The organism is Devosia sp. (assembly GCF_048261455.1).
Classification (GTDB): domain Bacteria; phylum Pseudomonadota; class Alphaproteobacteria; order Rhizobiales; family Devosiaceae; genus Devosia_A.
In genome coordinates this window covers 283,979-308,213 of the sequence record NZ_JBLXGA010000002.1, presented here as the reverse complement: position 1 = coordinate 308,213, position 24,235 = coordinate 283,979, and the positions used below count along the sequence as shown (strand labels likewise).

General features: G+C 58.0%; 20 protein-coding genes and 1 tRNA gene. 17 read left to right on the top strand and 4 right to left on the bottom strand.

All coding sequences use genetic code 11. From position 1 onward, the window contains the following. Window positions 1-6 precede the first annotated feature (6 nt). The 7 genes from ACN0TK_RS03500 to ACN0TK_RS03470 all read left to right on the top strand — a co-directional run bounded on the left by ACN0TK_RS03500 (window position 7) and on the right by ACN0TK_RS03470 (window position 5,484). Entirely contained in the window at window positions 7-1,365 is a 1,359-nt protein-coding gene (locus tag ACN0TK_RS03500) for a beta-N-acetylglucosaminidase domain-containing protein (protein ID WP_417308053.1), read from the top strand. A 15-nt stretch (window positions 1,366-1,380) separates the two neighbouring features. Continuing rightward, window positions 1,381-2,013, top strand: coding sequence for a GNAT family N-acetyltransferase (locus ACN0TK_RS03495; protein WP_417308052.1), 633 nt, complete (start codon window positions 1,381-1,383; stop codon window positions 2,011-2,013). Window positions 2,014-2,137: 124 nt separating this feature from the next. Next, window positions 2,138-2,938 carry a substrate-binding periplasmic protein gene (locus ACN0TK_RS03490; protein WP_417308051.1) on the top strand — a complete coding sequence of 267 codons (801 nt, stop codon included), beginning with the start codon at window positions 2,138-2,140 and terminating at the stop codon, window positions 2,936-2,938. Between the two features lie 38 nt (window positions 2,939-2,976). Continuing rightward, the gene (locus ACN0TK_RS03485; protein ID WP_417308050.1) at window positions 2,977-3,792 is read left to right on the top strand and encodes an amino acid ABC transporter permease; all 816 of its coding nucleotides are present in this window, start codon (window positions 2,977-2,979) and stop codon (window positions 3,790-3,792) included. Window positions 3,793-3,857: 65 nt separating this feature from the next. Then, the gene (locus ACN0TK_RS03480) at window positions 3,858-4,373 is read left to right on the top strand and encodes a CreA family protein (protein ID WP_417308049.1); all 516 of its coding nucleotides are present in this window, start codon (window positions 3,858-3,860) and stop codon (window positions 4,371-4,373) included. A 108-nt stretch (window positions 4,374-4,481) separates the two neighbouring features. Beyond that, entirely contained in the window at window positions 4,482-4,676 is a 195-nt protein-coding gene (locus ACN0TK_RS03475; protein ID WP_417308048.1) for a hypothetical protein, read from the top strand. Window positions 4,677-4,848: 172 nt separating this feature from the next. Next, complete coding sequence (locus tag ACN0TK_RS03470) at window positions 4,849-5,484, top strand: peroxiredoxin (RefSeq protein WP_417308047.1); 636 nt, start codon at window positions 4,849-4,851, stop codon at window positions 5,482-5,484. Window positions 5,485-5,544: 60 nt separating this feature from the next. Here ACN0TK_RS03470 and ACN0TK_RS03465 read toward each other — a convergent pair whose 3' ends face one another. Continuing rightward, window positions 5,545-5,805 carry a hypothetical protein gene (locus tag ACN0TK_RS03465; RefSeq protein WP_417308046.1) on the bottom strand — a complete coding sequence of 87 codons (261 nt, stop codon included), beginning with the start codon at window positions 5,803-5,805 and terminating at the stop codon, window positions 5,545-5,547. A gap of 123 nt (window positions 5,806-5,928) precedes the next feature. On the opposite strand from ACN0TK_RS03465, the gene ACN0TK_RS03460 reads away from it, so the two are divergent. Beyond that, window positions 5,929-7,713 carry a hypothetical protein gene (locus tag ACN0TK_RS03460; protein ID WP_417308045.1) on the top strand — a complete coding sequence of 595 codons (1,785 nt, stop codon included), beginning with the start codon at window positions 5,929-5,931 and terminating at the stop codon, window positions 7,711-7,713. On the opposite strand, the gene ACN0TK_RS03455 is transcribed toward ACN0TK_RS03460, so the two are convergent. Next, window positions 7,708-8,061, bottom strand: coding sequence for an MmcQ/YjbR family DNA-binding protein (locus ACN0TK_RS03455; RefSeq protein WP_417308044.1), 354 nt, complete (start codon window positions 8,059-8,061; stop codon window positions 7,708-7,710). The genes ACN0TK_RS03460 and ACN0TK_RS03455 overlap by 6 nt on opposite strands. Continuing rightward, window positions 8,048-8,371: a hypothetical protein gene (locus ACN0TK_RS03450; protein ID WP_417308043.1), complete on the bottom strand. Its 324-nt coding sequence runs from the start codon at window positions 8,369-8,371 to the stop codon at window positions 8,048-8,050. The genes ACN0TK_RS03455 and ACN0TK_RS03450 overlap by 14 nt, the downstream gene beginning before the upstream one ends. Window positions 8,372-8,624: 253 nt before the next feature. On the opposite strand from ACN0TK_RS03450, the gene ACN0TK_RS03445 reads away from it, so the two are divergent. After that, window positions 8,625-8,714, top strand: a tRNA-Ser gene (locus ACN0TK_RS03445). A gap of 840 nt (window positions 8,715-9,554) precedes the next feature. Here ACN0TK_RS03445 and ACN0TK_RS03440 read toward each other — a convergent pair. Continuing rightward, a complete protein-coding gene (locus ACN0TK_RS03440; RefSeq protein ID WP_417308042.1) occupies window positions 9,555-10,043 on the bottom strand; it encodes a hypothetical protein in 489 nt (162 codons plus the stop codon). Window positions 10,044-10,748: 705 nt separating this feature from the next. Here ACN0TK_RS03440 and ACN0TK_RS03435 point away from each other — a divergent pair. The 8 genes from ACN0TK_RS03435 to ACN0TK_RS03400 all read left to right on the top strand — a co-directional run bounded on the left by ACN0TK_RS03435 (window position 10,749) and on the right by ACN0TK_RS03400 (window position 23,975). Next, a complete protein-coding gene (locus ACN0TK_RS03435; RefSeq protein ID WP_417308041.1) occupies window positions 10,749-13,403 on the top strand; it encodes a hypothetical protein in 2,655 nt (884 codons plus the stop codon). 562 nt (window positions 13,404-13,965) lie between these two features. After that, a complete protein-coding gene (locus tag ACN0TK_RS03430; RefSeq protein ID WP_417308040.1) occupies window positions 13,966-14,877 on the top strand; it encodes a restriction endonuclease in 912 nt (303 codons plus the stop codon). A gap of 12 nt (window positions 14,878-14,889) precedes the next feature. Beyond that, window positions 14,890-17,622 carry a class I SAM-dependent DNA methyltransferase gene (locus tag ACN0TK_RS03425; protein WP_417308039.1) on the top strand — a complete coding sequence of 911 codons (2,733 nt, stop codon included), beginning with the start codon at window positions 14,890-14,892 and terminating at the stop codon, window positions 17,620-17,622. Window positions 17,623-17,851: 229 nt separating this feature from the next. After that, window positions 17,852-18,826, top strand: coding sequence for a hypothetical protein (locus ACN0TK_RS03420; protein ID WP_417308038.1), 975 nt, complete (start codon window positions 17,852-17,854; stop codon window positions 18,824-18,826). After that, on the top strand, window positions 18,823-20,880 hold the full coding sequence (locus tag ACN0TK_RS03415; RefSeq protein WP_417308037.1) for a DEAD/DEAH box helicase: 2,058 nt from the start codon (window positions 18,823-18,825) through the stop codon (window positions 20,878-20,880). Before ACN0TK_RS03420 ends, ACN0TK_RS03415 begins: the two co-directional genes overlap by 4 nt. After that, window positions 20,873-22,072 (top strand): GIY-YIG nuclease family protein, encoded by a 1,200-nt coding sequence (locus tag ACN0TK_RS03410; protein WP_417308036.1) that lies wholly within the window; start codon window positions 20,873-20,875, stop codon window positions 22,070-22,072. Before ACN0TK_RS03415 ends, ACN0TK_RS03410 begins: the two co-directional genes overlap by 8 nt. A 220-nt stretch (window positions 22,073-22,292) precedes the next feature. Continuing rightward, entirely contained in the window at window positions 22,293-23,177 is an 885-nt protein-coding gene (locus tag ACN0TK_RS03405; RefSeq protein ID WP_417308035.1) for an ArdC family protein, read from the top strand. A 54-nt stretch (window positions 23,178-23,231) separates the two neighbouring features. Further along, window positions 23,232-23,975, top strand: a complete 744-nt coding sequence (locus ACN0TK_RS03400; protein WP_417308034.1) for a hypothetical protein — start codon at window positions 23,232-23,234, stop codon at window positions 23,973-23,975. Window positions 23,976-24,235 lie beyond the last annotated feature (260 nt).

Below are 24,235 nucleotides of genomic sequence, written 5' to 3'. Positions count from 1 at the left end.
CCGATCATGTTTCTCAGCGGTGTCATCGAGGGCTTTTACGGGCGCGCCTGGACCCATGCCCAGCGCATCGAAATGCTCGACTGGATCGGTAACGCGGGCATGAACACCTTCGTTTACGGACCCAAGGACGACATCAAGATTCGCGCCCGCTGGCGCGAAACCTACAACGCGGCCGAGGCCGCAGAACTCCAGGAGCTGGTCGGGGCAGCCGCGGCGCGCGGGCTGAATTTCATGGTAGCCATCGCACCGTGCCTCGACGTCACATATTCGGACGCAGCCGATATCGAGGCCCTCAAGGCACGGCTCGACCAGCTTCTGGGCCTGGGCGTGACCCATTTCGCGCTGCTGTTCGACGATATCCCGAGCGAGATGTCGGCGGCGGATCAGGCGGCTTTCTCATCCTTCGCCGCCGCGCAATGCCATTTCGCCAATGCGGCGCGGGAGCATGTGAGCACAAAGCTGCCCGAAGCGCGCCTGCTGTTCTGTCCCACCGAATATTGCGCTGCCTTCACCTCGGCGGGGGTGACCCGCTCGACCTATCTGCGCGACCTCGGCGAATTGCTGCATCCCGATATCGGGGTCTTCTGGACCGGCCCCGATATCGTGTCGAAAACCATCAGTGCCGACAGCCTGCGCGAGATCGGTGCGGTGATCGGGCGCAAGCCTGTGATCTGGGAAAATTTCCACGCCAACGACTACGACATCCGCCGGATTTATGCCGGACCGCTGGGCGGGCGCGATGCGGACATCCTGCCGCTGATCGACGGCATCATCACCAATCCCAACAATGAGTTCGAGGCGAATTTCGTGCCGGTGCACACGACGGGCGCCTTTGCGGCGGGCGTCGACGACGCGCAGTCGGCACTCGATGCGGCGCTGCCCCAATGGCAGCCGCGCTTTGCCCTGGCCTTCACCGACTTGCCGAAGACCCTCGAACGCGACGAAATCCGGCTGCTGACAGATCTATTCTATCAGCCCTTCACCTGCGGGCCGCAGATCGAGGCGCTGCTGCAGGTGGCGCGCGGGCTGCTGACAAAGCACCGCCCCGACGTAACCAGCGCCGACTGGCAGGCCGGCCGTGCGGCACTGACGGACCTGCGCGAACGCATCCGCAAACTCTTCGACCGGATGACAGAACTAGAGAATCGCGATCTCTTCTACGCCTTCCATCCCTATCTGTGGGAGGCGCGCGAAGAGGTGACGCATCTGGTGAGCTATCTCGACTGGTTGGCGGAAAGCCCCGCCGATGACGCCGATTTCCCGGCGGCCGAGCGCATCCACAATTTCTACCGCCACGGCTTCACGGTCGCGGTGCAGGAATTGCTGCCGCGCGACGCGGCCGGACGCTATCGGCACGGCGCCTGATCTTGGAGCTTTACCTTGGAACTTGATTTCGGCGGCGGCTACCAGCTGCGCCGGGCGACCGAGGCGGATCGTCAGGCGCTGGAAATGGTCTGCCTCAAAACTGGCGATTCCGGCGCTGACGCCACCGCCCGCGAGGATGACCCGCGCCTGCTGGGGCTGATCTATGCCGTGCCCTACCAGGTCTACGTGCCGGATTTCGCCTTCGTCGTCGAGGGACCGAACGGCGTCTGCGGTTATATTCTGGGCACCCCGGAGACCGAGGGTTTCAACGAAACCCTGCGCACCGAATGGTTTCCCTCACTCGCCGCACATCTGCCCGACCCCGGGCCGGACGAAAGCAGCTGGACCGGGAGCGACTGGGCCCGCCGGGCCATCCACCATCCCGACCTGAGCTACCCGCCCGTGCTGCATCCCTGGCCGGCCCATGGGCATATCGACCTGCTGCCCGAAGCCCAGGGCAAGCGGATCGGGCAGCGTGCGATGCACGTGCTGTTCGAGTGCCTGGCCGCAGCCGGTGCACCGGGCATGCATCTCGGTGTGAGCCCGGACAATCCCGGCGCCCAGGTCTTTTATCGCAAGCTCGGCTTTGAAACGCTCAGCGATCCCGCCTTGCCCGCGCACACGGTTTTCATGGTACGCAACTTCTGATCCAGGGCGCGCAAAGAGGCGGTTTTTGCCTAGAATCCGGTTGAGCCATCGCCGCTATCGCGGATAGTCTTCCGCCACATCCCGGCCGATATCAGGCCAGCACCAGCCCGGAGACTGCCGCCTCATGAAACGCTTCGCCACTCTGCTTGCCGCACCGCTTGCGGCGCTTGCCTTCGCCGCGCCCGCGATCGCCCAGGACGCCCTGCCGGACCTCGAAGGCCGAACCATCAGCGCCGTCACCGAGAATGCCTATTACCCGCTGAACTTTGCCGACCCGATGACGGGCGAGGGCATCGGCCTCGAATATGACCTGGTCAACGAGATCGCCAAGCGGCTCAACGCCAAGGTCGAATGGAACCTCGGCGCCTGGGACGTGATGATCGAGGCGGTGCGCACCGGCCAGTATGACGTCGGGGCCGACGGCATCACCATCACCGACGAGCGTGAAGAGCAGATCGACTTCACCGTGCCCTTCATCACCGTCGAGCAGTATTTCCTCGTCCGCGCCGACGAGGACCGGATCACCGGCGCCGAGAGCTTTAGCGAGAACGAAGAGCTGCTGTTTGGCGCCCAGCCGGGCACGTCGGCTTTCTACACCGCGATCTACGACGTGCTCGACGGCGACGAAGCCAACCCGCGCGTCAAGCTGTTCGAGACCTTCGGCGCCTCGGTGCAGGCACTGAAATCCGGTGACGTCGATGCGGTGATCGCCGACCAGGCCGCCTCGGCGGGCTATATCGGCGCCGACCCCGGTGCCTTCAAGCAGATCGGCGAAGCCATCAAGTCCGAGCCGCTGGGGCTGATCCTCACCCCCGGTTCCGATCTCGTTGCGCCCTTCGACGCCGCCATCGAGCAGATGAAGGCCGATGGCACGCTCGACGCGATGATCAACAAGTGGTTCTTCGAATATGGCGAGGGTGCCTGATCCCTCCCGGGGCGCGCGGCTGACGCGCGTCCCCTCTCATGTATAGAAAACCCCGTTCAGACGCTCTGTCCCGTTTCCCATGGTGGCTGTTGGCCATCGTGCTGCTCGGGCTCGTCTTGCTGTGGGCGATCATCGCCGACGAGGACTATCGGCAGATTTTCACCATGCTGCAGCGCGGCGTAGTGACGACGCTTTGGGTCAGCCTCGTCGCTTTCGCGATGGCGTCTGTAGTGGGGCTGCTGGTCGCGCTGGCCCGCACCTCGTCCAACCCGGTGCTGGTGCAGCTCGCGACTTTTTACGTCGAGATCATCCGCGGCATCCCCATTCTGGTGGCGCTGTTCTATATCGCCTTCGTCGGCGCACCCTGGCTGGTCGACGTCGGCAATTTCCTGCTGACGCCGCTGGTTGAGACGGGCCTTGTCGAACCGCTGACGGTGCGCGGCTTCGACTTCACCTGGCGCGCCATCTTCGCGCTGACCCTGTGCTACTCGGCCTTCATCGCCGAAATCTTTCGCGCCGGCATCGAGGCGGTGGATCGCGGCCAGATCGAAGCGGCTCGCGCGCTGGGCCTGTCGCCGCTCACCACCTTCCGCCATGTCGTGGCCCCGCAGGCGCTGCGCACCATCCTGCCGCCGCTGGGCAATGATTTCGTCTCGATGATCAAGGACTCGGCCCTCGTCTCGGCCCTCGGGGTGCAGGACATCACCCAGTTGGGCAAGGTCTATTCGTCCGGAACCTTCAAGTTCTTCGAGACCTATAATGTTGTCGCCTTCCTTTATCTGGTGATGACCATCTCGCTGTCGTTGCTGGTGCGGCTGCTGGAACGGCGAATGCAGAAGGCGCATGCGCGCTGAGCCATTGCGCCAGCCAGCACGAAGGCCCACATGATCTGCACATTGAAAACGGGGACTCGCCACTCATGCTGAAACGTCTTTTGGGACTTGGTGCGACTGTCGGCATCGCACTGACGCTCGCCGCCTGCGGCAATAACAATTCGTCAGACGTCGGCAGCGTCAGCGTTGACTGGACGGGCAATGACATCGCCATCGACGCTGTGCCGGACCCCGAAGTGCAGGGCGTCGTCTGCCATGTCGCCTATTTCAACCGCAGCCTGCTGGACCGGCTGCAGCAGGGCAACTGGTTCGAGGACCCATCCTATTCGGCCGTCGACTGCAGCGCCGCCGGCCCGATCACCGTCGGTGACATCTCGATGAAAAAGGGCGGCGAGGAGATCTTCAAACAGGGTCGCTCGCTGATCTGGAAGAGCCTGCGGGTCTCGCGCATCTATGACGCCGAAAACAACGCCCTGATCTATCTGGCTCATGCGCGCGAGCTGCAGAAGGGGTCTGGCAAGATGTCGCTGTCGACCGTGCCGCTGAATGGCCAGGACGTCACCTGGACCAATGGTGCGCCCGCCGGAGCCTCCCGCAACTGAGCGGTCCGCGCAGTTTCATTCAATAGCGGGCGATCGCCGAAAGCCGCGGCATACGATGCCGCGGCTAGTATGCGTCTCGATCAGTAAGGCTGATGGGAGGTATCTGCGATGTCCGGACTTTTGGCGAGCCTGCAGCATGATGCCGGGGCGCTCTTGGGCGCCGTATTGATCATCGTCGCGATGTTCCTGATCGCCCGCGTACTGCGCCTGTCGCAGACGCAGGCGCTCACTTTGGCGCTGACCCCAATGGCTGTTGCCCTGGCATTCGATCGCGCCATTCTCCCGGCTCTCGCCCTCGTTTGAGCGCCTGAATCGATTGCTTTTCGTGCCCCTGTGATGGAAGGGCACGTCGTCACGCCTTTTGCCCTGAAATTGCAAAACTGTTTCACCGGCGCCGCTCGCATTGGCGGGGCCGGATGACGATATTCCCTGCCAAGACAGTATGTTGCACATCTGCAGGGAAGGATAACGCATCATGGCCATTCTCATTGGCGACACCGCCCCGGATTTCGAAGCCGACTCCACCGAGGGTCGCATTAAGTTCCACGATTACATCGACGGCAGCTGGGCCGTGCTGTTCTCGCACCCCAAGAACTACACCCCGGTCTGCACCACCGAACTGGGCTACACCGCCAAGCTGAAGCCCGAGTTCGACAAGCGCGGCGTCAAGGTGCTGGGCCTCAGCGTCGACAAGGTCGAGGACCACGCCGGCTGGGCCGCCGATATCGCCGAGACCCAGGGCACGGCGCTGAACTTTCCGCTGATCGCCGACAGCACGGGCGAAGTGGCCCGCAAATACGACATGATCCACCCCAATGCCGACAACAGCCTGACGGTGCGCTCGGTCTTCGTCATCGGGCCGGACAAGAAGGTGAAACTGAAGATCGAATATCCGGCCTCCACCGGCCGCAATTTCGATGAAGTGCTGCGCGTCATCGACAGCCTGCAGCTGACCGCCAAGCACCAGGTCGCGACCCCGGTGAACTGGAAGGACGGCGAGGACGTGATCATCGTCCCGGCCGTGTCCGACGAAGCCGCGCGCGAGAAATTCCCCGGCGGTTGGAACGCGGTAAAGCCCTATCTGCGCATCGTGCCGCAGCCCAAGGGCTGAGACGGCCGGTAGATCGACGGATAACAACGGGCGGCTTCGGCTGCCCGTTTTGCTATGCGCTCAGCCCCTGAGGCTGCGGTTGATGGCGCCGAGCAGGAAGATGACGCGCCCCATGCCCATCATAAGCAGCCCCCCGACGAACGGCCCGATCGCCCAGCTCAACTGATTGCTGACGGCAAGCAGCACCGTTAGCGCATCGGCATCGGCGCGCTGCATGCCGGCGCGATAGGCGTCATACACGGCGGGTGCCGCTGCACCGGCAAGCACCGCTGTAATCACGATCGCCACGAAGCCGAAGATATAGAGTAGCCCTGCAGTCATGTGTCACTCCTCCCAAAGACGACTGGACTGACTTACGAGGGCGGCAAAACCCCGTCAACAAACCGCTTCAGGCGTTCTTAAGGCCGAGGCGCTAGACCACGAAGTGGTCGACGGGGCATGCCGATGCAGCAACGGAACATCGATGGGCGGCTGGTGCTGCTGTTTTTCGTGCTGGGCGCGGCATTCTACATCGCGCGCGCCATGACCGGCGCGGCCACTACACCGCTGTTCAACGACACCGACGACGCCATGCGGCTCGTCGTGGTGCGCGATCTTCTCGATGGACAGGGCTGGTACGACCACATCCAGCACCGGCTGAACACGCCGTGGGGCGCCTCGATCCACTGGTCGCGGCTGCTCGACCTGCCGCTGGCCCTGCTGCTCGGCGCCTTCCGCCCGCTGTTCGGCGCCGATGCGGCAATCGCGCTCAGCTATGTCTGGCCGCTGGCCCTGCTGGCGCTGCTGCTGTGGCTCAGTGCGAGCCTGGCGCGGCGGTTGGCTGGGCCCGGTGCCGTACTGCCCGCCGTGGTCCTGCCGGTCTTCTCGCTGATCTCCATGGCCGAATTCGCCCCCGGCCGTATCGACCACCACGCTGTGCAGATCCTGCTGATGCTGGTGCTGGTAATCCTCACGATCGACGCGCTCACCCGCCCGCGCCAGGCGCTCTGGGCCGGCTTGGTGGCGGCGAGCATTCTGGCGATTGGCATCGAGGGCCTGCCGGTCGTTGCCGCGGTCATTCTCAGTTTCGGCATGGCCTGGGTGCTGGTGCCGGCGCGCCGCGACGCGCTGTGGCGCTTCGGTCTGGCGCTGGGGCTGGGCAGCCTGCTGCATCTGCTGATCGCGCTGCCGCCCGATCAATGGCTGGTGCCGGCCTGCGATGCCCTGTCCATCACCTATGTCGCCGCCTGTGTGGCGACCGGCGGGGTTTTCCTTGCCCTGGGGCTGCTGCCCACGTCCCGCTGGCACCCGTTGCAGCGGCTGGCGCTGGGCGCCGCATTGGGCGGCATCATTCTGGCGGGCCTGCTGCTGTCTTATCCCGAATGCCTCGGCGGGCCCTACTGGATGCTCGACCGCTGGATGCTGGACAACTGGATCAACCGCATTGGCGAGGCCAAGCCTTTCTTCGTCTCCGCCCGGTCCGACCCGACCTATGCCGTGGCGTCCGGTGTGCCGGTGCTGCTGGCGCTGATCGCCACGATCTGGGGCGTTCGGCGCGGCACGCCCACGCAACGCGCGGGCTGGTGGGTCTATGGCGGTGCGCTGCTGGTACTGATGCTGGTGATGCTGACCCAGGTGCGCGGCGCCCGGCTCGCCACCAGCCTTGCCATCCCCGGCGCGGCAGCGCTGATCGTTTTCGTGCGCGAAGACTATCTGCGCCGCCATAACCCCGGCTGGCTCGCGCCGCTGGTGCTCAGCTGGATCGGCGGCGCCGGGCTGGCGCTGGTTGTGCTCACCAATCTCGTGATCATGCAGTTTCCCGCCTATGCCGCAACGCTCGAGGATCCCAAGGCCGCCGAGCGCGCCCTGTGCCGCCTGCCCCAGGCATTCGATGCGGTCGCCGCGCTGCCGCCGACCCGGCTGATGGCGCCGATCGATCTCGGGGCGCATCTTCTGGCCTTCACCCCGCATGCCGTGGTGGCCGCCCCCTACCACCGCAATGTCACCGGCCTGCGCGATACCTTTGCCTTTTTCAACGGACCGCAGGACGAGGCGCGCCGGATGCTGCAGCGCCGCGGGATCACCCATGTGGTGATCTGCCCGGCCATGCCGGAAGTCGCCGGCTTTCCGGACAAGGCGGAGGACTCGTTTGCAGCGCTCCGGGCCAAAGGCGCATTGCCGGACTGGCTGACGCCGATCGGAGATGCGGACGCGACGCTGCAGGTCTACGCCGTTACAGCCGGCTCATAACCCCAGCTCGGCGCGCAGCTTGCGCGTCAGTTTGGCGGCGATCATGGCGTGTGACGCGGTGACATAGGCCGCCAGCGTCTCGTCATCGAGTGCGCCGGGTTGCGTCTGCACCCACTGACCCTTGGCGAAATAGGGCGCCTGGCCGACGCCGGGGATCGCCGTAAGCCCGTCAAAGCCGATCGACGTCACCTTGAAGGTGATCGCGAAGCTGGTTTCGCCGATTAGCGCAAACACCTTGCCGCCCACCTTGGCGACGAGACTGCCCCATTGTTCGACCAGCGTCACAGCTGGCAGGCTGGTGACGAGGGCTTCAAAGCCGGTGCGGGTCGACAGGTCAGATCCGGTCATGCGTCACGAACACCCGGGCGCGGCGCGAGCGCCCCATCCAGCCCAGCAGGGCGCCGGGCACCGCCAGCACCAGCCAGCCGGGCAGCGCCAGCAGCATGGCGAACACGGGCGCGACAATTGGCGCAAAAAAGCGCGAATCGAAAAAGCTGCGAACCGCTTCCAGGCTGTCCGCGTGCACCCACAGCCAATCCTGCTCGAACGAGGTGATCACCAGAGTGCTCGCCGCCAGCGAGCGGGTGCCGTCGATCACCAGCAGCACCAGCGCCACCCCGAGCATCCAGGTGCCCACAAGTCTTACGATAAGCCGCATGCCACTCCCGCCATCGACCGGTCGATCGCAGGCTGCCGCATTGCCCTTGGCAGCCCGCCAATGTCTATTGCCACGCGGGCCGCCCGGGCCACAAGGGGCGGGCCTGTTTCACCATTCGCACGATAGCTGCATCAGGGGCCTTGCGGCGGGCGCGCACCTGAGTATATTGCGCCCGCCTGAGACGGGTCGACCCCCGTCAACGCCCCAGTGGCTCAGGCGCACAGTCTCCCGGCATGCCGGCATGTCTGTATGCGGAGAGGTGGCCGAGTGGTCGAAGGCGCACGCCTGGAAAGTGTGTAGGCGGGGAACCGTCTCAAGGGTTCGAATCCCTTTCTCTCCGCCATTCCCTCAAAAGGGCGATCTACATCTCCTAAGATGCTGAAAGGCATGGTAGTTTTCGGGGTTCGAAAACCCGTTTCAGCGTCCCAGGCCAATCGCTCAGAAAAGGTCAATCTAAGTGCCAATTTCTGGCACTCCGATCGCCCAGAAATCCAGAATCTGTGCGGGTTTGAGAGGAAGCCTAAGGCGAGTTCGAAAAACTCCTCCTCATCTTCATCCGCTGCCGATGGCTCGGATGAAGGCATACGATCTGTGGCATTTGAAAATACTGACGTTAAGTCTAGCATCAGGCGGAGTTGCCCGCCTTGGGGAACCTGCAAACGACTCACAAGATCGTCGCGGTTGGAAAGCAGCGGAAAGCCTAGATCCACAAATCCCACGACGATGTCCCAGATGGTCCGCAGAAGCTCGATTGCTTCCTGCTCACTCAGTTCCGCGTCCTGGACATATTCGAAGGTACTCTTTTGCATCGAACTGGAGAGCGGCAAATTTGCCTGCCGCAGGGCCTGCGTCCGCCTCCCCGTCCGAGTCGTCATTGGGGGGCTGCCCTGCGCTGTCGGTCTTCATGATGAAGTCCATGTCATTCTCCTTTGTCGTTCGCCTGTGGTTCCTCCTTGTTCGAAAACCAGAACAAAATAGGAACATATACCCAGGTGGTTTGGCAAGAAAAATTCTGCCATGCTCGCCAAGGCTGCGGATTCGCTGGCTTTTGGCGCTATGGTTATGCCCGACCGACGGCGGGTAGATATCGGGCATTGCGCGGGTAACCAGGGATGGTCTTACCGATGCAACACGGGGAGTTCGATTGGGCAGCGGCGACCCACTTTCCCGTCGGGTCGATTGTCTATGCGAACCACTTCAGTGCTTCCCGCACCTCAGCCACTCCGGCTTCCCAGCTGGCAAACCAGCAGTCTAGCTCAGCCTTGAGCCAGACTGCCAAACCGTCGACGCAATGCGCGCCAGGAAACCCCAAGTGTTTGACCGCGAGCGCTATCTCAGTAGACGACAGACCACGAGAGACTTCGCTAAGCTGGTCGCTACGCACATATCCGTAGGGCAGCATCAGCTGCAACACTTCCTCGTACTCGCAATCGCAATGGTCCAGATGAGTTATTGCCCAGCTGAGAACTTCCTCAATGGAGCGGCCAGAGGTACTGTGCGCAACATGAGTGCTGGTGGGAAATCGGCTTGAAAGTTCGAGCTTCGCGAACTGCTTAATTTCGATCCCGAGAAAGGCTGCGGTAACGTCGTCAAGGACAAATCCGGCCGAGGCCAGGAAATTGTCTCCAACAAACTTCTGAAAACGAATATAGGGGGCATCTGCGCTTGTCATGCTAACCTCGTAGGTTTCATGCACGATAGTCGTCGCCTGCACCTCATCCGTCTTTGATAATGTATTGCATAGTAGCAATACTTCTCTAAGTATCTGAATCCAAAAGCGAAATTCGTAAAGTTTGCTATAAGGACGGACCCGCATTAATCTCGACTGGATGAATAGAGATTACGATGAGACAATATTCACGGTACTTATCAGCCGCGATACAGCGACAGGCCGTTTAGTCGATGAGGAATGGTGTGACGCCGACGGGCAGTTTCACCGTGACGGTGACCTGCCGGCACGAGCGTTCTACGGGCAAAAGGGCCACTTTTGGAAGGAGTGGTGGGAACACGGTTTGCTTCACCGTACCGGTGGCCCAGCGGTCACAGGCAATCTTCTCTCGCATTGCGATCCTCGGCTGATACTTACAGAAGAGTGGTATCGAAACGGTGTGTTGCACCGAGATGGTGACCTGCCGGCATATACCCTTCGAGATCCGTTCGAAGGACGGATTTTGGAGCTTAGGTACATGTTCAACGGACTTCTGCATCGCGACGATGGCCCCGCATTAATCCAGTACAAGCCCTCCAGCGAGAAAATCAAGAGTCGGCAATATTGGCTGAATGGCCAACATCTGGTTGGATGGGCACGCAAAGCTGGCCGCTCACCACTATAGCAGGCAGCGCAGCACGTTTTCAAAACTGAGCGAGCGCCGTGGAAATGTCCGCTGAATTCAACAACTTCCATAAACTGCTAATCCAGTATCTCGAATACTCGTCGCCAGAAAGCAAGGTGCTATTTAAACGTCGCTTGGGAAAGCTCGTTAGCGATCGAATTGGCAGAAGAAGAGAGCGCGGTACTGGCAAAAAGAAGGGGGCGTTGACGCGGTTCGCACTAGACGTGTCAGGTTTCAATATCAACCCATCTGAAGATTATAGAGTATTGTTCGCAAACCTCGTGCGTGGGCAAGGACGGGTTGCGGCGGCTGAGGCCATTTTCTTCTTGTGCAATAAGTTGGATGGCTTCAACAAAATTACGCATGAAGCTGGGCTAGCGATTGGCCTCGACACAGAGGCGGACGACTGGAAGGGACTAGAATTAAAGAGGGAGTACACCCTTAATGACGTATTCGCGGAATTGTATGCCCCAGCAACCCCTCTTCCATCCAATGCCTCGTCTGCGTCCTCCGACGACGCATTTCGCAACGAGAGCGAGCGCTACGCTAGAAACGTCATCAGCCACTCGCATTGGCAGCGGTTTCGCCAAGGCGGTAGGCGATATCTGCATCCACTGGCGAATCCCGGCGCCCCTGCCAAAGATCTAGAGACAGCACCATTGCTTCCCACGGAATATACTCGGGAAGTAGAAAGTTATCTTCATCAGAACGCACAAAGAACTGTCCTACTGCTCGGCGATATCGCAAGCGGAAAAAGCAGTTGCGTTGAATACGTTACCCAGCAATGGCTAGCTCGAGGTCGGGAGCGTTCCGTAACAATACTGCCTCTCACAGGTGAGTTCTCCGAAGGGGCTGAGTGGACTGTAACTAGGGCGGCCAGGGCATTCATCGACGTCCTTTCTGCGGTTGAGGAAAGAGAGGCGGAAGCGCACTTATTTATTGTTGAAGACGCACACGAAGGTTTCAAAGGTGCGAGACCGCTGTGGACGGAGGGTGTGGTACGTCAATTTTCCCATCTACGTATAATAATTACCTCGCGATCCGACACTGGTAAAAGGGTCCTGGATAGTATTCGCAGCGACTGGGGGATAGATGACCCAGCGGTTGTAGCCTTGCTGCCGTCCGTCACGGCAAAAGCTCTGGCCGATTCGGTCAGGACAACAAATCGTGTTCCAGTGCCCGGAGAGATGGCAGACTTGTTCCCCGAACTCGGAAACAACCTATTCGCGTTTGCGAGTGCGTTGAGAGTATTGCAAATGAACCCCAGTCACGCCCTTGATCTCAATCTTGCATATGAGGCCGTAACAATCGAGCTTGAACGGTTATGTGAGCACCCTGCTACTCAGGCATTGTCCTTACAAGCAGATGGCATTGAAGGCTTCAAGGCAACAATTCTATTGATTTGGATGTTAGGAGCTGTAGATGGGTCATTTGAAGATTATCAGATAGCAAGAATGCTGAACCGCACCAGCGTAGGCCAGACACTGACGTATCTAATTTCGATAGAAGAATTGTTTCGTGACGAAAAGGGAGCACTTCGAGGCCGGAGACATCCTGGCTGGGGCTCTCTAGTAATGAAGGCAGTTAGTGAGTCCGATAAGTATGAAAACTTTTACTATGAACTAAAGCAGCGCATCCAGAATAGATTTTCGACTGACCCTGCCATCAAGGGGGCGTCCGATGCAATTTCCCTAATCCTTTTCTGCGCGATGTCTATGGGAATCTGCTCCATTCGCACCACCGGCTTCATATGTATCGGGCAACATTTGCACGAGTCGTTCCTCGATGCATCGGAAATGCTACGCCAGGCTGGCTTTCTTGATCGATGGCCTGTGGAGGATCGCGCTCAGGTAATACTGGATCTGGCCAGCAGCGGCCGGCGATCCCGCCCAGGTGATGATAGCTTTCGCCAGAAGTTCATGGACGACGGTTACCGCCTTGTTTGTCATACACTCTCTGGCATTGAGGAGTCGGACGGTGGTGAGGAGCTCCAGCGCCTATTGGGTTTTGCTCTCTATGAAAAAGCCTATTTCGAGATGCTGCGGGGCGATCTCGCTGCAGCCGAAGCAAGTTTTGCGCGAAGCGTTGCGCACGAACACAATATACCATCAAGACGTATTTTCGAGATAATGTCTGCTTCGCAGCAGGCAATTACATTAAGCTTTCAATTTAAGACGCGAGAGGCAGTGGCCATCCTTGATGGCTATCGAGATGAGCTCATTGCGAAATCCAACGATCCAGCCGAATCTAAGCTCGCGTTCCGTTTTGGAGCGAATTTCTGGTATTCCGCCTATGAGGCTGCATTAGTTGAACGCGACGTTGATCAAGCGCGCAAGCATCTAGAGGTGTTTTTGGATTGGCAGACAAAATCGGGATTTAGCGTCAGTCGCGCTATCTATGATGCACGACTTGCGTTGTTAACTTCGGACTATGAGCAAGCGGTTAATCAAGCTGCTACCGCCCTCGAGACGCGAGAGGCGCGAACCTATGCAGAAATGTACATGACGTCCAATCGGGTTCTCGGAGACGCACACTTTGCACTCGGTAACCTGAAGGACGCGGAGCTCATCTACCTGCCTCTCATACCCGGGTCGGAAGACGGATTTGACGAACCGGAGGCTCTTCTTGTTAGGGATCGACTGGCCAGTCTGGCGAAAGGTCTAACGTTCGCAAAAGCAATCGAGGACAGTCGCGTTTAACCGCAATTGTGTTGGCGGTACTTCGATTCGCCGGGTTCTGCGAAATGATGCATAGGGTCTCTTAGAACGTCTGCAAGATGTGTGCTGGTAGCACCATCTTGGCAAGGGGAGCCCGCTGCGCGCTCCCCGTTGCATCCCCACCGACAGTGACCCGCCAGGCATCGAGCCGTGCCGCGTCGCGAACCGTCTGATCGGTTCATCGCCACCAGGGAGCATTGCGCGCTCCCTGGACCCAACGCCCACCGTCTTACCGCTGGACCAACGCGCGGGGAGATTTCAGCTCTCCCCCGTCAACCCTTCGACCAGCGGTCTCGCCCCGCTGGACCCGCGAGCAGGAACTGGTCCCTGCGCCCGCTTTCTCAAGGGGGGGGCGAGCCGAGTCGACCAAAAGGGCTTCCCCTCGCCGCGAGCTCTTCCTCCGCAGCTTTTTTCTTCTCGTGTCCAACCCATACTTATACACAGGAGAGGCCGCCAACGTAGATTCACTCTGGAAACTTTGCTGCGGTCAGGTAAAATTCGCAAGTATTTGTAATGGCTTAAATGGCGCACGGAGGCGCGGCGCATGATACCTGACTATCAGACCTTGATGCTTCCGGTTCTGCGCTCCGCTCGCGGCAAAGAAGTCACCACGCGTGCGGTCATAGAGCAGTTGGCTCTGGATTACGGGCTAACGGACGAAGAGCGCGACCAGCTTCTCCCTAGCGGCAAGCAACGAACTTTCGACAATCGAGTCCACTGGGCGAAAGGCTACCTCAAGCAAGCGGGTCTTGTACGCTATCCGTCACGCGGCACATTTATCACCACTGATGAGGGCAATCGCGTTCTCGACGGCAATCCGCAGCGCATCGACAACACGTTCCTACGTCAGTTTTCATCGTTCCTGGACTTTCAAAGCCGAAAAGGAACGACATCTAGCAATGCGCCGGCAAGCGCACCTGAACCCGTGGACGATAGCTCGACTCCTGATGAGGTCATCCGTGCAGCTTATCAGCAACTTAACGCCGCCTTGGCCGCTGACCTGCTCGATCGAGTGCGAGATGCGTCGCCGCAGTTTTTTGAAGAGCTCATCATCGAGCTCCTGCTCGCCATGGGATATGGTGGTTCCTCCGAAGATGCAGCTCGCGCAATTGGCCAATCGGGGGACCATGGAGTGGACGGCGTCGTTGATCAAGATCCACTCGGTGTCGATCAGCTCTATGTTCAGGCGAAGCGATACGGCGAAGCCAATCCTGTAGGGCCTGGCCACATCCGCGATTTCTTCGGTGCGCTAAACCTGAAGAAGGCGCAAAAGGGACTGTTTGTAACCACGTCGAGCTTCAGCCAAGCCGCTGTCCAAACTGGCAAAGACTTGGGTATGCGGATCGTGCTGATTGATGGTCCTCAGCTCGCCAAGCTCATGATCCGCTATAACGTGGGATGCCGGGATGAGGATATCCTACATATCAAGAAAATCGATGAAGAATACTTTGCCTAAGAAAAGTGACGCATGAACGCCGTTGAGATTGAAGAAGCTATCTCCGCTTTGGCCGAACAGCCGTTCGACGCTGATGAGTTTCCCTATGCGTTTCTCCTTGCCTTCGGCAACAAGGACACCACGATCAAGCGCTTGCGCTCTGGCACATCGAACAAATCCGATCTGGGCGGTGTCCTTCAGACAAACAACATTCACATCGCAGTCTGCCCCGAAGGACAGGTCACGGACACGCTGCGCTCTTTGCGTGAAAGCCCCAAAACTGCCAGTGCCAAGGCCAAGTTCATTTTGGCGACGGATGGGAAGGAATTTGAAGCTGAAGACCTGAGCAGCGGCGAAACCGTCGCCTGCGCCTACACAGACTTTCCGGACCACTTCGGTTTTTTCCTGCCGTTGGCTGGAATCTCAACGGTCAAGCAGCTGCGCGAAAGCGCATTCGACATCAAGGCGACCGGACGTCTCAACCGCCTGTACATCCAGCTCCTGAAGGATAACCCCGACTGGGGAACGGCTGCCAAGCGCCCTGAAATGAACCATTTCATGGCGCGACTGATCTTCTGCTTCTTCGCCGAAGACACGGACATTTTCCATCCGGGTTATCAATTCACCAACACCGTTGAGCGAATGAGCGCGCGGGACTCGTCGAACACCCACGAGGTGATCAGCAAGATATTCCGAGCGATGAATACCAAGACAGCGGACAAGGCTGCTTCAGGCCTGCCGCGCTGGGCTGATGGCTTCCCTTACGTCAATGGCGGTCTTTTTTCAGGCAGCACTGACGTCCCGCGCTTCAGCAAAATCGCGCGTACGTACCTGCTGCACATCGGTGGCCTGGATTGGACCAAGATCAACCCGGACATTTTTGGTTCGATGATTCAAGCCGTCGCTGACGATGACGAGCGTGGCGCTCTCGGGATGCACTACACCAGCGTGCCGAACATACTGAAGGTGTTAAACCCGCTGTTCTTGGACGACCTTCGCGCACAGTTGGAAGAGGCCGGCGACAACAGCCGCAAGCTACTTAATCTGCGCAACCGCATGGCCCGGATTAGGGTGTTCGACCCAGCCTGCGGCTCGGGCAATTTCCTCGTGATCGCATACAAGGAAATGCGAGCTATCGAGGCCGAAATCAATAAGCGGCGCAGGGAAGCCGACCGGCGCACGAATATCCCGCTCACCAACTTTCGCGGGATCGAGTTGCGTGACTTTCCGGCCGAGATCGCACGTTTGGCGCTGATCATTGCCGAGTTTCAATGTGACGTTCTTTACCGTGGCCAAAAGGAAGCCTTAGCCGACTTTCTCCCGCTGGACGCGCAGAATTGGATCACCTGTGGCAACGCTTTGCGACTTGATTGGATGAGTATTTGTCCGCCGACCGGTACCGGTGTGAAAATGCATGGTGATGACCTGTTCAGTACGCCACTCGACCAGCCGCAAATCGACTTCGAGAATGAGGGTGGGGAGACCTATATCTGCGGGAATCCGCCCTATCTCGGCAAAGGCAAATTGAGTGCGGCACAGAAGGACGAAATGGCCCTACAGTTCAAAGGGCGAACGAAGCACTGGGGATATATTGACTACGTTGCCGCTTGGATTGTGAAAGCTGCAGACTATGGGCGCTCAACACAGTCAACTGCAGCGTTTGTTGCAACTAACTCCATTTGCATGGGGCGACAAGCTCCGGCGCTCTGGCCAGCCCTATTTGCCGAGGGCGTTAAGATTTCCTTCGCTCATACCTCATTTCTTTGGTCCAACAGTGCCACGAACAATGCTGCGGTTTTCTGCGTGATCGTGGGCATCTCCAGAGAGAACAAAGGTCCCTGTCAACTGTTTGATAACGGCACAGTATTGCGGGCAGAACACATCTCTCAATATCTAACGCCGGGAAAAGCTCCTGTCGTCGTCGTAAGAAGCAAAGCTGTATCGGCGCAGCTTCCCGAAATGATATTAGGCAACATGCCTAATGATGGTGGCGCACTAAGCTATTCGATGGCAGATCGTGCTGACGTCACCGACAAGCAAGTTCTACCACTGCTTCGACGCTTCTATGGTTCACGTGAGTTCAACAACGACATTCCGCGATATTGTCTCTGGATCGCTGACGGAAATTTAGAGGCCGCGATGCAGATTTCTGAAGTTCGAGATCGCGTAAATGCGTGCCGAGAGACCCGTCTGAAAAGCCCAGACGCCGCCAATCGGAAACTTGCTGAGAAGCCTCACCAAATGCGTGAATTCAATTGCGCCGAGAGTGGCGTGGTGATTATCCCTCGGATGACATCGGAAAAGCGTGCTTACCTTCCTTGCGGGTTGCTGTCTAAAAACTCTGTAGTGTCCAGCCAAGCTTTCTCGATTCTCGATCCAGATACATGGGTGCTGGGATTATTGTTGTCGAGATTGCATTTCACATGGGTGGCGACCATCTGTGGTAAGTTCAAGGAAGACTACAGATACTCGAATGATCTCGGCTGGAACACATTCCCCGTTCCCAAGCTCACGGAAAAAGACAGGGCGGACTTAACGCGTAGTGCCGAGGACATCCTTCTGGCGCGGGAGGCGCATTTCCCAGCGACCATTGCCGATCTCTACGACCCCGAGAACATGCCGGACAATCTCCGCGCTGCGCATGATCGCAATGACGAAGTTTTGGAGCGCATCTATATCGGCCGCCGCTTCCGCAATGACACTGAACGTCTGGAAAAGCTATTTGAGCTGTACACCAAAATGACCAAGACCAAGGGGGCCGCATGATTGATCGCGAGCCCGGCTGGGATCAAAAGGAGATAACTCGGGTCGCGAATGATTATTTCGATGGCGACCGTAGGGCGCTTGCTGGTGTTGTTAAGACCGATACGTCCAAAAACAATTGGCAGCTCAGCCTGTCGCAAGACATTTGCAAAAATTTGGCTCCATAGAGCAGTTCAGCGAACGCTTCCCACCGAAGACGAACGAGAACTCACCGAAGCATCCGGACTTGGCTGTGAGTCAGGTTGATGAGAATGTATGGGATTGCGGATATAGCATTCTCTTCACCTCATACTGGGGCTGGTCGCCTGAGACCTGGGGCACAGTTGGGTGGACTGGAAAGCGGGGGCTGACACGGCGCGCAAACCTGCTTGAGCAACTGACCGACCCGTTCATCACGGTCTGCTATCTCACAAGTAATCAGACCTACGAAGATCCTTCGGTAAAAGGGATGATCGCCGGATATTACGTGGTCAGCCATGAGACCGGCGACCGAGATGAGTTCACCCACCCCATCCACTATAGGCGCGACGCCGATAAATGGCGGCACTCGCTGCGTGCGCTGCGTGCGTTTAGCTATTTGCCTGAGCATCGTTTAAGACCGACTGACCTCGATCCAAAGATATTGGCCCGTGCTCGTTCGGTGTCTGCGATGGGTGAAATCATTTCCGACCCAAACCAAATAGCCCTTTTGCGGGACACGCCCTGGACGGAGGTTGAGGTATTTCAGCCTTCGCAAGATGCGCTGGATGTCGAAGCGAAGACCGGCATACGAGGCATGGTTCAGGCGGGTCCAGCAAACTCCGGAGGCTATGTCGTTTCACGCGGCACCCAATTTCTACCCCGAGAGCTCTACATTTTGCGCATGGATGGAGACCTGGACGCCTATTTGGGCAACCCAGCTTCCGGACGAAAAATCATCAAGGTCGGGCTTTCAGCCAGTCCCGATCTACGCCGCCAATCGTTTCAAAAGGCCATGCCGCGCGGTGCGTTCAATTGGGTGGTTGAGCGAACAACACAATCTCGTGGCCTGAGTCCATACCCAAGCCACTCGGTCGCTGTGCAAGGGGAGTACGCGATGAAACGGTATTTGGCCACCCATGCAGACTGGCTGGGAGGGGAGTTTTATCTGGCATCAGAGGAGATGATCGAAGCTGCTTGGCAGGCTGGGTGTGATGCGGCAAAATCTACGAACGAGAGGCAAAAATGACAATAAAAACAGTACCCTCAGTATCCGTCACCTATGCGCAGAATGGCAGCTCAACGCAGGCCAATGAAATGGGTATGCGGCCCATGCAGGTGGACGTTTACGCCAAGCGGGGCGAACAATATCTGCTGATCAAGTCGCCGCCCGCTTCCGGCAAAAGCCGCGCTTTGATGTTCGTTGCCCTTGATAAGCTGCATAATCAGGGACTGCGGCAGGCAATTATCGTCGTGCCCGAAAAATCCATTGGTGCGAGCTTCGATAGTGAGGCCTTAAGCAAACACGGCTTTGCCCATGATTGGGTGGTGGAGCCGAAATGGAACCTCTGCAATGCGCCGGGGTCAGACAATGGCGGCAAGGTCAATTCAGTCGCGGCTTTTCTTGAGAGCGATGACCGCGTTCTGGTCTGCACGCATGCGACCTTCCGCTTTGCGGTCGAGAAGTTCGGTGTTGAGGCCTTTGATGACCGGCTGATCGCGGTTGATGAATTCCATCACGTCTCAGCCAATCCCGATAACCGGCTCGGCCAGCATCTGGCGCAGTTCATTGCGCGCGACAAAGTCCACATTGTCGCGATGACCGGGTCGTATTTCCGGGGGGACGCCGAGGCCGTTTTGATGCCTGAAGACGAGGCGCGTTTCGATACAGTCACCTACACCTATTATCAGCAGCTCAATGGATACAAATATCTGAAGTCCCTGCATATCGGCTATTATTTCTACGCCAACTCTTATGTGGACGACATTCTGAAGGTGCTCGACCCGGCTGAGAAAACCATCATTCACATTCCCAATGTGAACTCGCGCGAGAGCACGAAAGACAAGATCAAGGAAGTCGAGCACATTATCCACGAGCTGGGGAACTGGCAGGGTACGGACCCGGTCAGCGGCTTCCAGCTTGTTGAAACTGACGATGGTCGGACCCTGAAGATTGCTGATCTGGTTGATCCTGAACAACAGGCCCGTGTTCAGGCCAGTTTGCGCGCGTCTGCGATGAAGACCGACCGGGAGTATGTCGACATTATCATTGCGCTTGGCATGGCCAAGGAGGGCTTCGACTGGATCTGGTGTGAACACGCCCTAACGGTCGGCTATCGCTCTAGTCTGACAGAGATCGTGCAGATCATTGGGCGCGCGACGCGCGACGCGCCCGGCAAGGCAAGTGCGCGCTTCACCAACCTAATCGCCGAGCCGGATGCTTCTGAAGAAGCGGTCACCGAAGCCATCAACGATACGCTCAAGGCAATTGCAGCGAGCCTGCTGATGGAGCAGGTTCTGGCACCCCGCTTTGCGTTTACGCCGAAAAAATCCTCCAATCAGGCGGTGGACGGTTTCGACTATGGCGATCAAGGCTATGATCCGACAAAGTGTAATGTGGGTTTCAATGACAAGACCGGGCAGTTTCAGATCGAAATTCTCGGGCTAGCGGAGCCGAAATCCAAGGAAGCGACGCGCATCTGTCAGGAGGACCTCAATGAGGTCATTACTGCCTTCGTGCAGGACAAGCAGTCTTTGGAACGTGGCCTTTTTGATGGAGAGCACGTCGGCGGCGATACGCTGCCCGAAGAGCTGACCCAAATACGCCTGGGCAAGATCATTCGGGACCGCTATCCGGAATTGGATGAGGGTGATCAGGAGGCCGTGCGTCAACACGCAGTGGCTGCGCTCAATCTTGTGCAAAAGGCAAAAGAAAATGTGCTGGCAGGCGCATCGTCAGAGAAAGCGAATACCGCGTTGATCGATGGTGTCCGCAAATACGTTACTGACGTGAAGGATCTAGACATCGATCTGATCGACAGCATCAACCCATTCAGTGAGGCCTATGCGATCCTTGCCAAAACGATGAGCGAGGATAGCTTGAAGCAGGTCGCCGCGATCATTTCTGCCCGCAAGGTGTCCATGAACCCAGAAGAGGCTCGCGATCTCGCGAAGCGTGCTTTGAAGTTCAAACATGAACGGGGTCGCCTCCCGTCGATCACTAGTCCGGATCCGTGGGAAAAGCGGATGGCCGAGGGCGTAGCCTTTCTAGCACGTATGAAAACCGAGGCCGCGAATGGCTGATTTCACCGATGATGATGATGCGCTGTTGGCCGAACTTGGGGTTGATGTCGAAGTTAAGAAGACCTCGACCTACACACCGCAGCAAGAGCGCGTGATCGCTGGATTCGAGGAAATTCAGCGCTTTGTCGGAGATCATAGTCGCCAACCGCAACACGGCGAGACTAATGATATATTCGAGCGCCTCTATGCCGTGCGGCTGGATCGCCTACGATCTCTTGATGAGTTTCGGCCGCTGCTCGAACCTCTGGATCATCAAGGGCTGCTCGCTGGTGCGGTTGCTCTTCCTGCATCCGCAGTGGACGATCTCGATGATGATGCGCTGTTAGCCGAACTCGGGGTTGAAGCCGAACCTAAAGATATCACCGAGCTAAGACATGTTCGCTCGAGTGCTGAGAAACGTGCGGCAGAAGAAATTGCAAACCGCGAGCGATGTGAGGACTTCGAGACGTTCAAGCCGCTATTCGAACAGGTGAAACGCGACCTTGAGACCGGCGCACGCACTATCCGTCCTTTTGTGAGGGACGCCGGCTTCCTGAAGGCAGAGATTAGGCAAGGACAGTTTTTTGTTCTCGGTGGACAGACCGCCTATGTTGCGGATGTCGGTGAGCCGATAAAGGCCCCTAACGGGGAGCTCGATGCCCGCCTGCGGGTCGTTTATTCGAACGGCACGGAAAGCAACTTGCTGCTCCGATCCCTGCAGCGCGCGCTTTACAAAGATGAGGCTGGTCGCCGAATAACCGATCCGGTGGCCGGACCCCTATTCTCTAAAGAGCGTTCTGAAGATGACCTTGAAAGCGGAACAATCTACGTCCTCAGAAGTCGCTCGGAGCTGCCCATAATCGCGGAGAACCGCGATCTGATCCACAAGATCGGTGTGACTGGCGGCAAGGTGGAAAGCAGGATTGGGAACGCAAGAACAGACCCGACCTATCTCTTGGCAGATGTCGATATAGTGGCGACCTATGACCTCTACAATATAAACCGCACGAAGCTGGAGAAGCTCATTCACCGTGTCTTCGATGCAGCTCGTCTAGATTTGGAAATTACAGATCGATTTGGTCATCCTGTTGTGCCGCGTGAGTGGTTCTTAGTGCCGCTATTCATCATTGATGAAGTCGTGGAGCGGATCAGGGATGGCAGCATCTCCCAATATTCGTATGACCCCAGTTTGGCATCCCTGAGAGCCGAATAGTCACCTCTAGCTTCGTTCTACACTAGTTCTATTTGAGCCGCCGAATGGCGGCTTTTTGCTTAGGGGCTCTGCCCCCTGGCGCGGCTCAAGGGTGTCCCCGGTCTTCATGCTTGCAGACCGGGTGATCCCCCTCCCTTGATCCTTGCACCCCCCGATCTCGCCGATGGGCAGGGGTTCAGGCGGCTTTTGACCGCTGAACCCTTCAACCCAGGTAGCGATCATGACCAAACCTCAACGCAGAGACATCCATTCAGACATCACCAATCAGCTGATAGCGGCCATTGAGGCCGATCCCGGCAATCAAGTTATGCCGTGGCGTCGGGCGGGCGGTTCCATGCTGATGCCGCGCAATGTGTTGAGCGGCAGAGCCTATAACGGCGTGAACATCCTCAGTCTGTGGGTGGCCGCTCAGGGCAACCACTTTGAAACCGCGATCTGGGGCACCTACCGGCAGTGGCAGGACAAAGGCTGTCAGGTCCGCAAGGGCCAGAAATCATCCCTTGTGGTGTTCTATAAGGATTACAGCGTCGAGCCCGAACCGGATAGCAAGGACGACGACGGGCGGCGGTTTGTGGCGCGGGCCTCGCATGTGTTCAATGCCGGTCAGGTGGACGGTTACACCCAGAATGAGCCATTGCCCGCGCTGGGGCCGGTGGAGCGGATCGACAATGCCGATCGCTTTGTAATCGGCACGAGTGCCGATGTCCGCCATGGCGGCGGCAGCGCGTTTTTTGACCCAGCGGGCGACTATATCCAGATGCCCGACGAGGGACGGTTTGTTGGCACCGACACGATGAGCCGCAGCGAAAGCTATTATGCGGTGCTGGCGCATGAGCTGGTGCATTGGTCGGGTGGCAAGAGCCGGCTGGCGCGCGATCTTTCCGGGCGCTTCAAATCCGATGCCTATGCCGCTGAGGAATTGGTGGCAGAAATCGGATCAGCGTTCCTGTGCGCCGAGCTTGGTATTACCCAGGACGTGCGCCCCGATCATGCGCAGTACATCACCCACTGGCTCAAGCTGCTGAAAGATGACAACAGGGCTATATTCACGGCGGCGGCGCGGGCGTCAGAGGCCTTTTCCTTTCTTCAAAGCCGGTCCTGTTAGTGCTGTCAGCAGGCAATTTTCATGGCGCGCGCGGATTCACGCAGGAATCTGGATATGTTATTGATTCGACTAGTCGACCTTGTTCTGCATTCGGCTGGTGAAAATGCGCTGCATCTCAGCGGCAGTGCCCCCACGAACGAGGCCGTCTTAATGCGTGCAGCCAAAAAAGGGAGTAGAGGACCATCGTCCCCCCGAAAAGTTGCGCACTCAGCCAGTACTGTGCAAAATATCGTACTTAAATATAGAGCTCTGCTTGAAGAGGAGTTCTCTGAAGAAAGAAGAAAGGGCGTCAAGTCAGATTTTGCCATAGTTGCCGCAGATACTGCCGTTTCTCTTATCGAGGAAATATCGGCGGCGAAAGATATTGCGTATAAAGATAGATATGAGGCAATACTGGGCGTTTGTGACTCAGCTATGGACTCGCTTTTCGAGCTCGAAAGGACGCTGTCCGATTTGAAATGGTCAGACCGAGGCGAGGCTGAGAGGTCTATAAACCCTTGTGAATTCGTCGCGCGTCATTACTACCTATATGGTGAGGGGTTGACGCAAGACATGATTAGGCGGTTCGATTTTCCGCTGTATCGTGCCCTTCACAACCGTCGTCAAAATAAGGGGTGGCCAGATTGGTTCGAGCTCCCGACCGCAGCAGAAGAAAACTCACGACTACTCGAGTCGGCCGACACCATTCCCTCGCTCTCTGAGATTGCTGCTAAGGCGCCGCCTTCAATCAGGAAGCTGATAAGGTTACATGAGCTTGCCCGCTCACGAGGGCTTCCGAAGCTTAGTAACGCATCTTAATAGAAGACTTCCCGGCTCAGCGACCACCCACCACAATCAATCTTAGTACGTTCAGCGTCTTAACGTTCTTGAAACTGTGGTGCGTTACCTTCTTCGGTTAGGAGGTCGCAGAGAATGTGGAAAAAACTATTCGATAGTGCCCACCGACTGTTCAGTCAGCTTAGGAACAAGGCTCAATCGCTCGGCAAATGGTTGTGGCTCAGTCGCTTCCTGTTTGGAGCGATAAGCTTTCTTGCCGCTGTGATTACCATCAGCGAGAT

Coding starts and splice junctions, on each gene's coding strand:
- ACN0TK_RS03475 (WP_417308048.1), top strand. CDS start 4,482: ATGTCCGGACTTTTGGCGAGCCTGCAGCATGATGCCGGGGCGCTCTTG.
- ACN0TK_RS03400 (WP_417308034.1), top strand. CDS start 23,232: ATGTTATTGATTCGACTAGTCGACCTTGTTCTGCATTCGGCTGGTGAA.
- ACN0TK_RS03405 (WP_417308035.1), top strand. CDS start 22,293: ATGACCAAACCTCAACGCAGAGACATCCATTCAGACATCACCAATCAG.
- ACN0TK_RS03460 (WP_417308045.1), top strand. CDS start 5,929: ATGCAGCAACGGAACATCGATGGGCGGCTGGTGCTGCTGTTTTTCGTG.
- ACN0TK_RS03480 (WP_417308049.1), top strand. CDS start 3,858: ATGCTGAAACGTCTTTTGGGACTTGGTGCGACTGTCGGCATCGCACTG.
- ACN0TK_RS03455 (WP_417308044.1), bottom strand. CDS start 8,061: ATGACCGGATCTGACCTGTCGACCCGCACCGGCTTTGAAGCCCTCGTC.
- ACN0TK_RS03425 (WP_417308039.1), top strand. CDS start 14,890: ATGAACGCCGTTGAGATTGAAGAAGCTATCTCCGCTTTGGCCGAACAG.
- ACN0TK_RS03435 (WP_417308041.1), top strand. CDS start 10,749: ATGTCCGCTGAATTCAACAACTTCCATAAACTGCTAATCCAGTATCTC.
- ACN0TK_RS03440 (WP_417308042.1), bottom strand. CDS start 10,043: ATGACAAGCGCAGATGCCCCCTATATTCGTTTTCAGAAGTTTGTTGGA.
- ACN0TK_RS03500 (WP_417308053.1), top strand. CDS start 7: ATGTTTCTCAGCGGTGTCATCGAGGGCTTTTACGGGCGCGCCTGGACC.
- ACN0TK_RS03430 (WP_417308040.1), top strand. CDS start 13,966: ATGATACCTGACTATCAGACCTTGATGCTTCCGGTTCTGCGCTCCGCT.
- ACN0TK_RS03415 (WP_417308037.1), top strand. CDS start 18,823: ATGACAATAAAAACAGTACCCTCAGTATCCGTCACCTATGCGCAGAAT.
- ACN0TK_RS03465 (WP_417308046.1), bottom strand. CDS start 5,805: ATGACTGCAGGGCTACTCTATATCTTCGGCTTCGTGGCGATCGTGATT.
- ACN0TK_RS03490 (WP_417308051.1), top strand. CDS start 2,138: ATGAAACGCTTCGCCACTCTGCTTGCCGCACCGCTTGCGGCGCTTGCC.
- ACN0TK_RS03450 (WP_417308043.1), bottom strand. CDS start 8,371: ATGCGGCTTATCGTAAGACTTGTGGGCACCTGGATGCTCGGGGTGGCG.
- ACN0TK_RS03410 (WP_417308036.1), top strand. CDS start 20,873: ATGGCTGATTTCACCGATGATGATGATGCGCTGTTGGCCGAACTTGGG.
- ACN0TK_RS03470 (WP_417308047.1), top strand. CDS start 4,849: ATGGCCATTCTCATTGGCGACACCGCCCCGGATTTCGAAGCCGACTCC.
- ACN0TK_RS03485 (WP_417308050.1), top strand. CDS start 2,977: ATGTATAGAAAACCCCGTTCAGACGCTCTGTCCCGTTTCCCATGGTGG.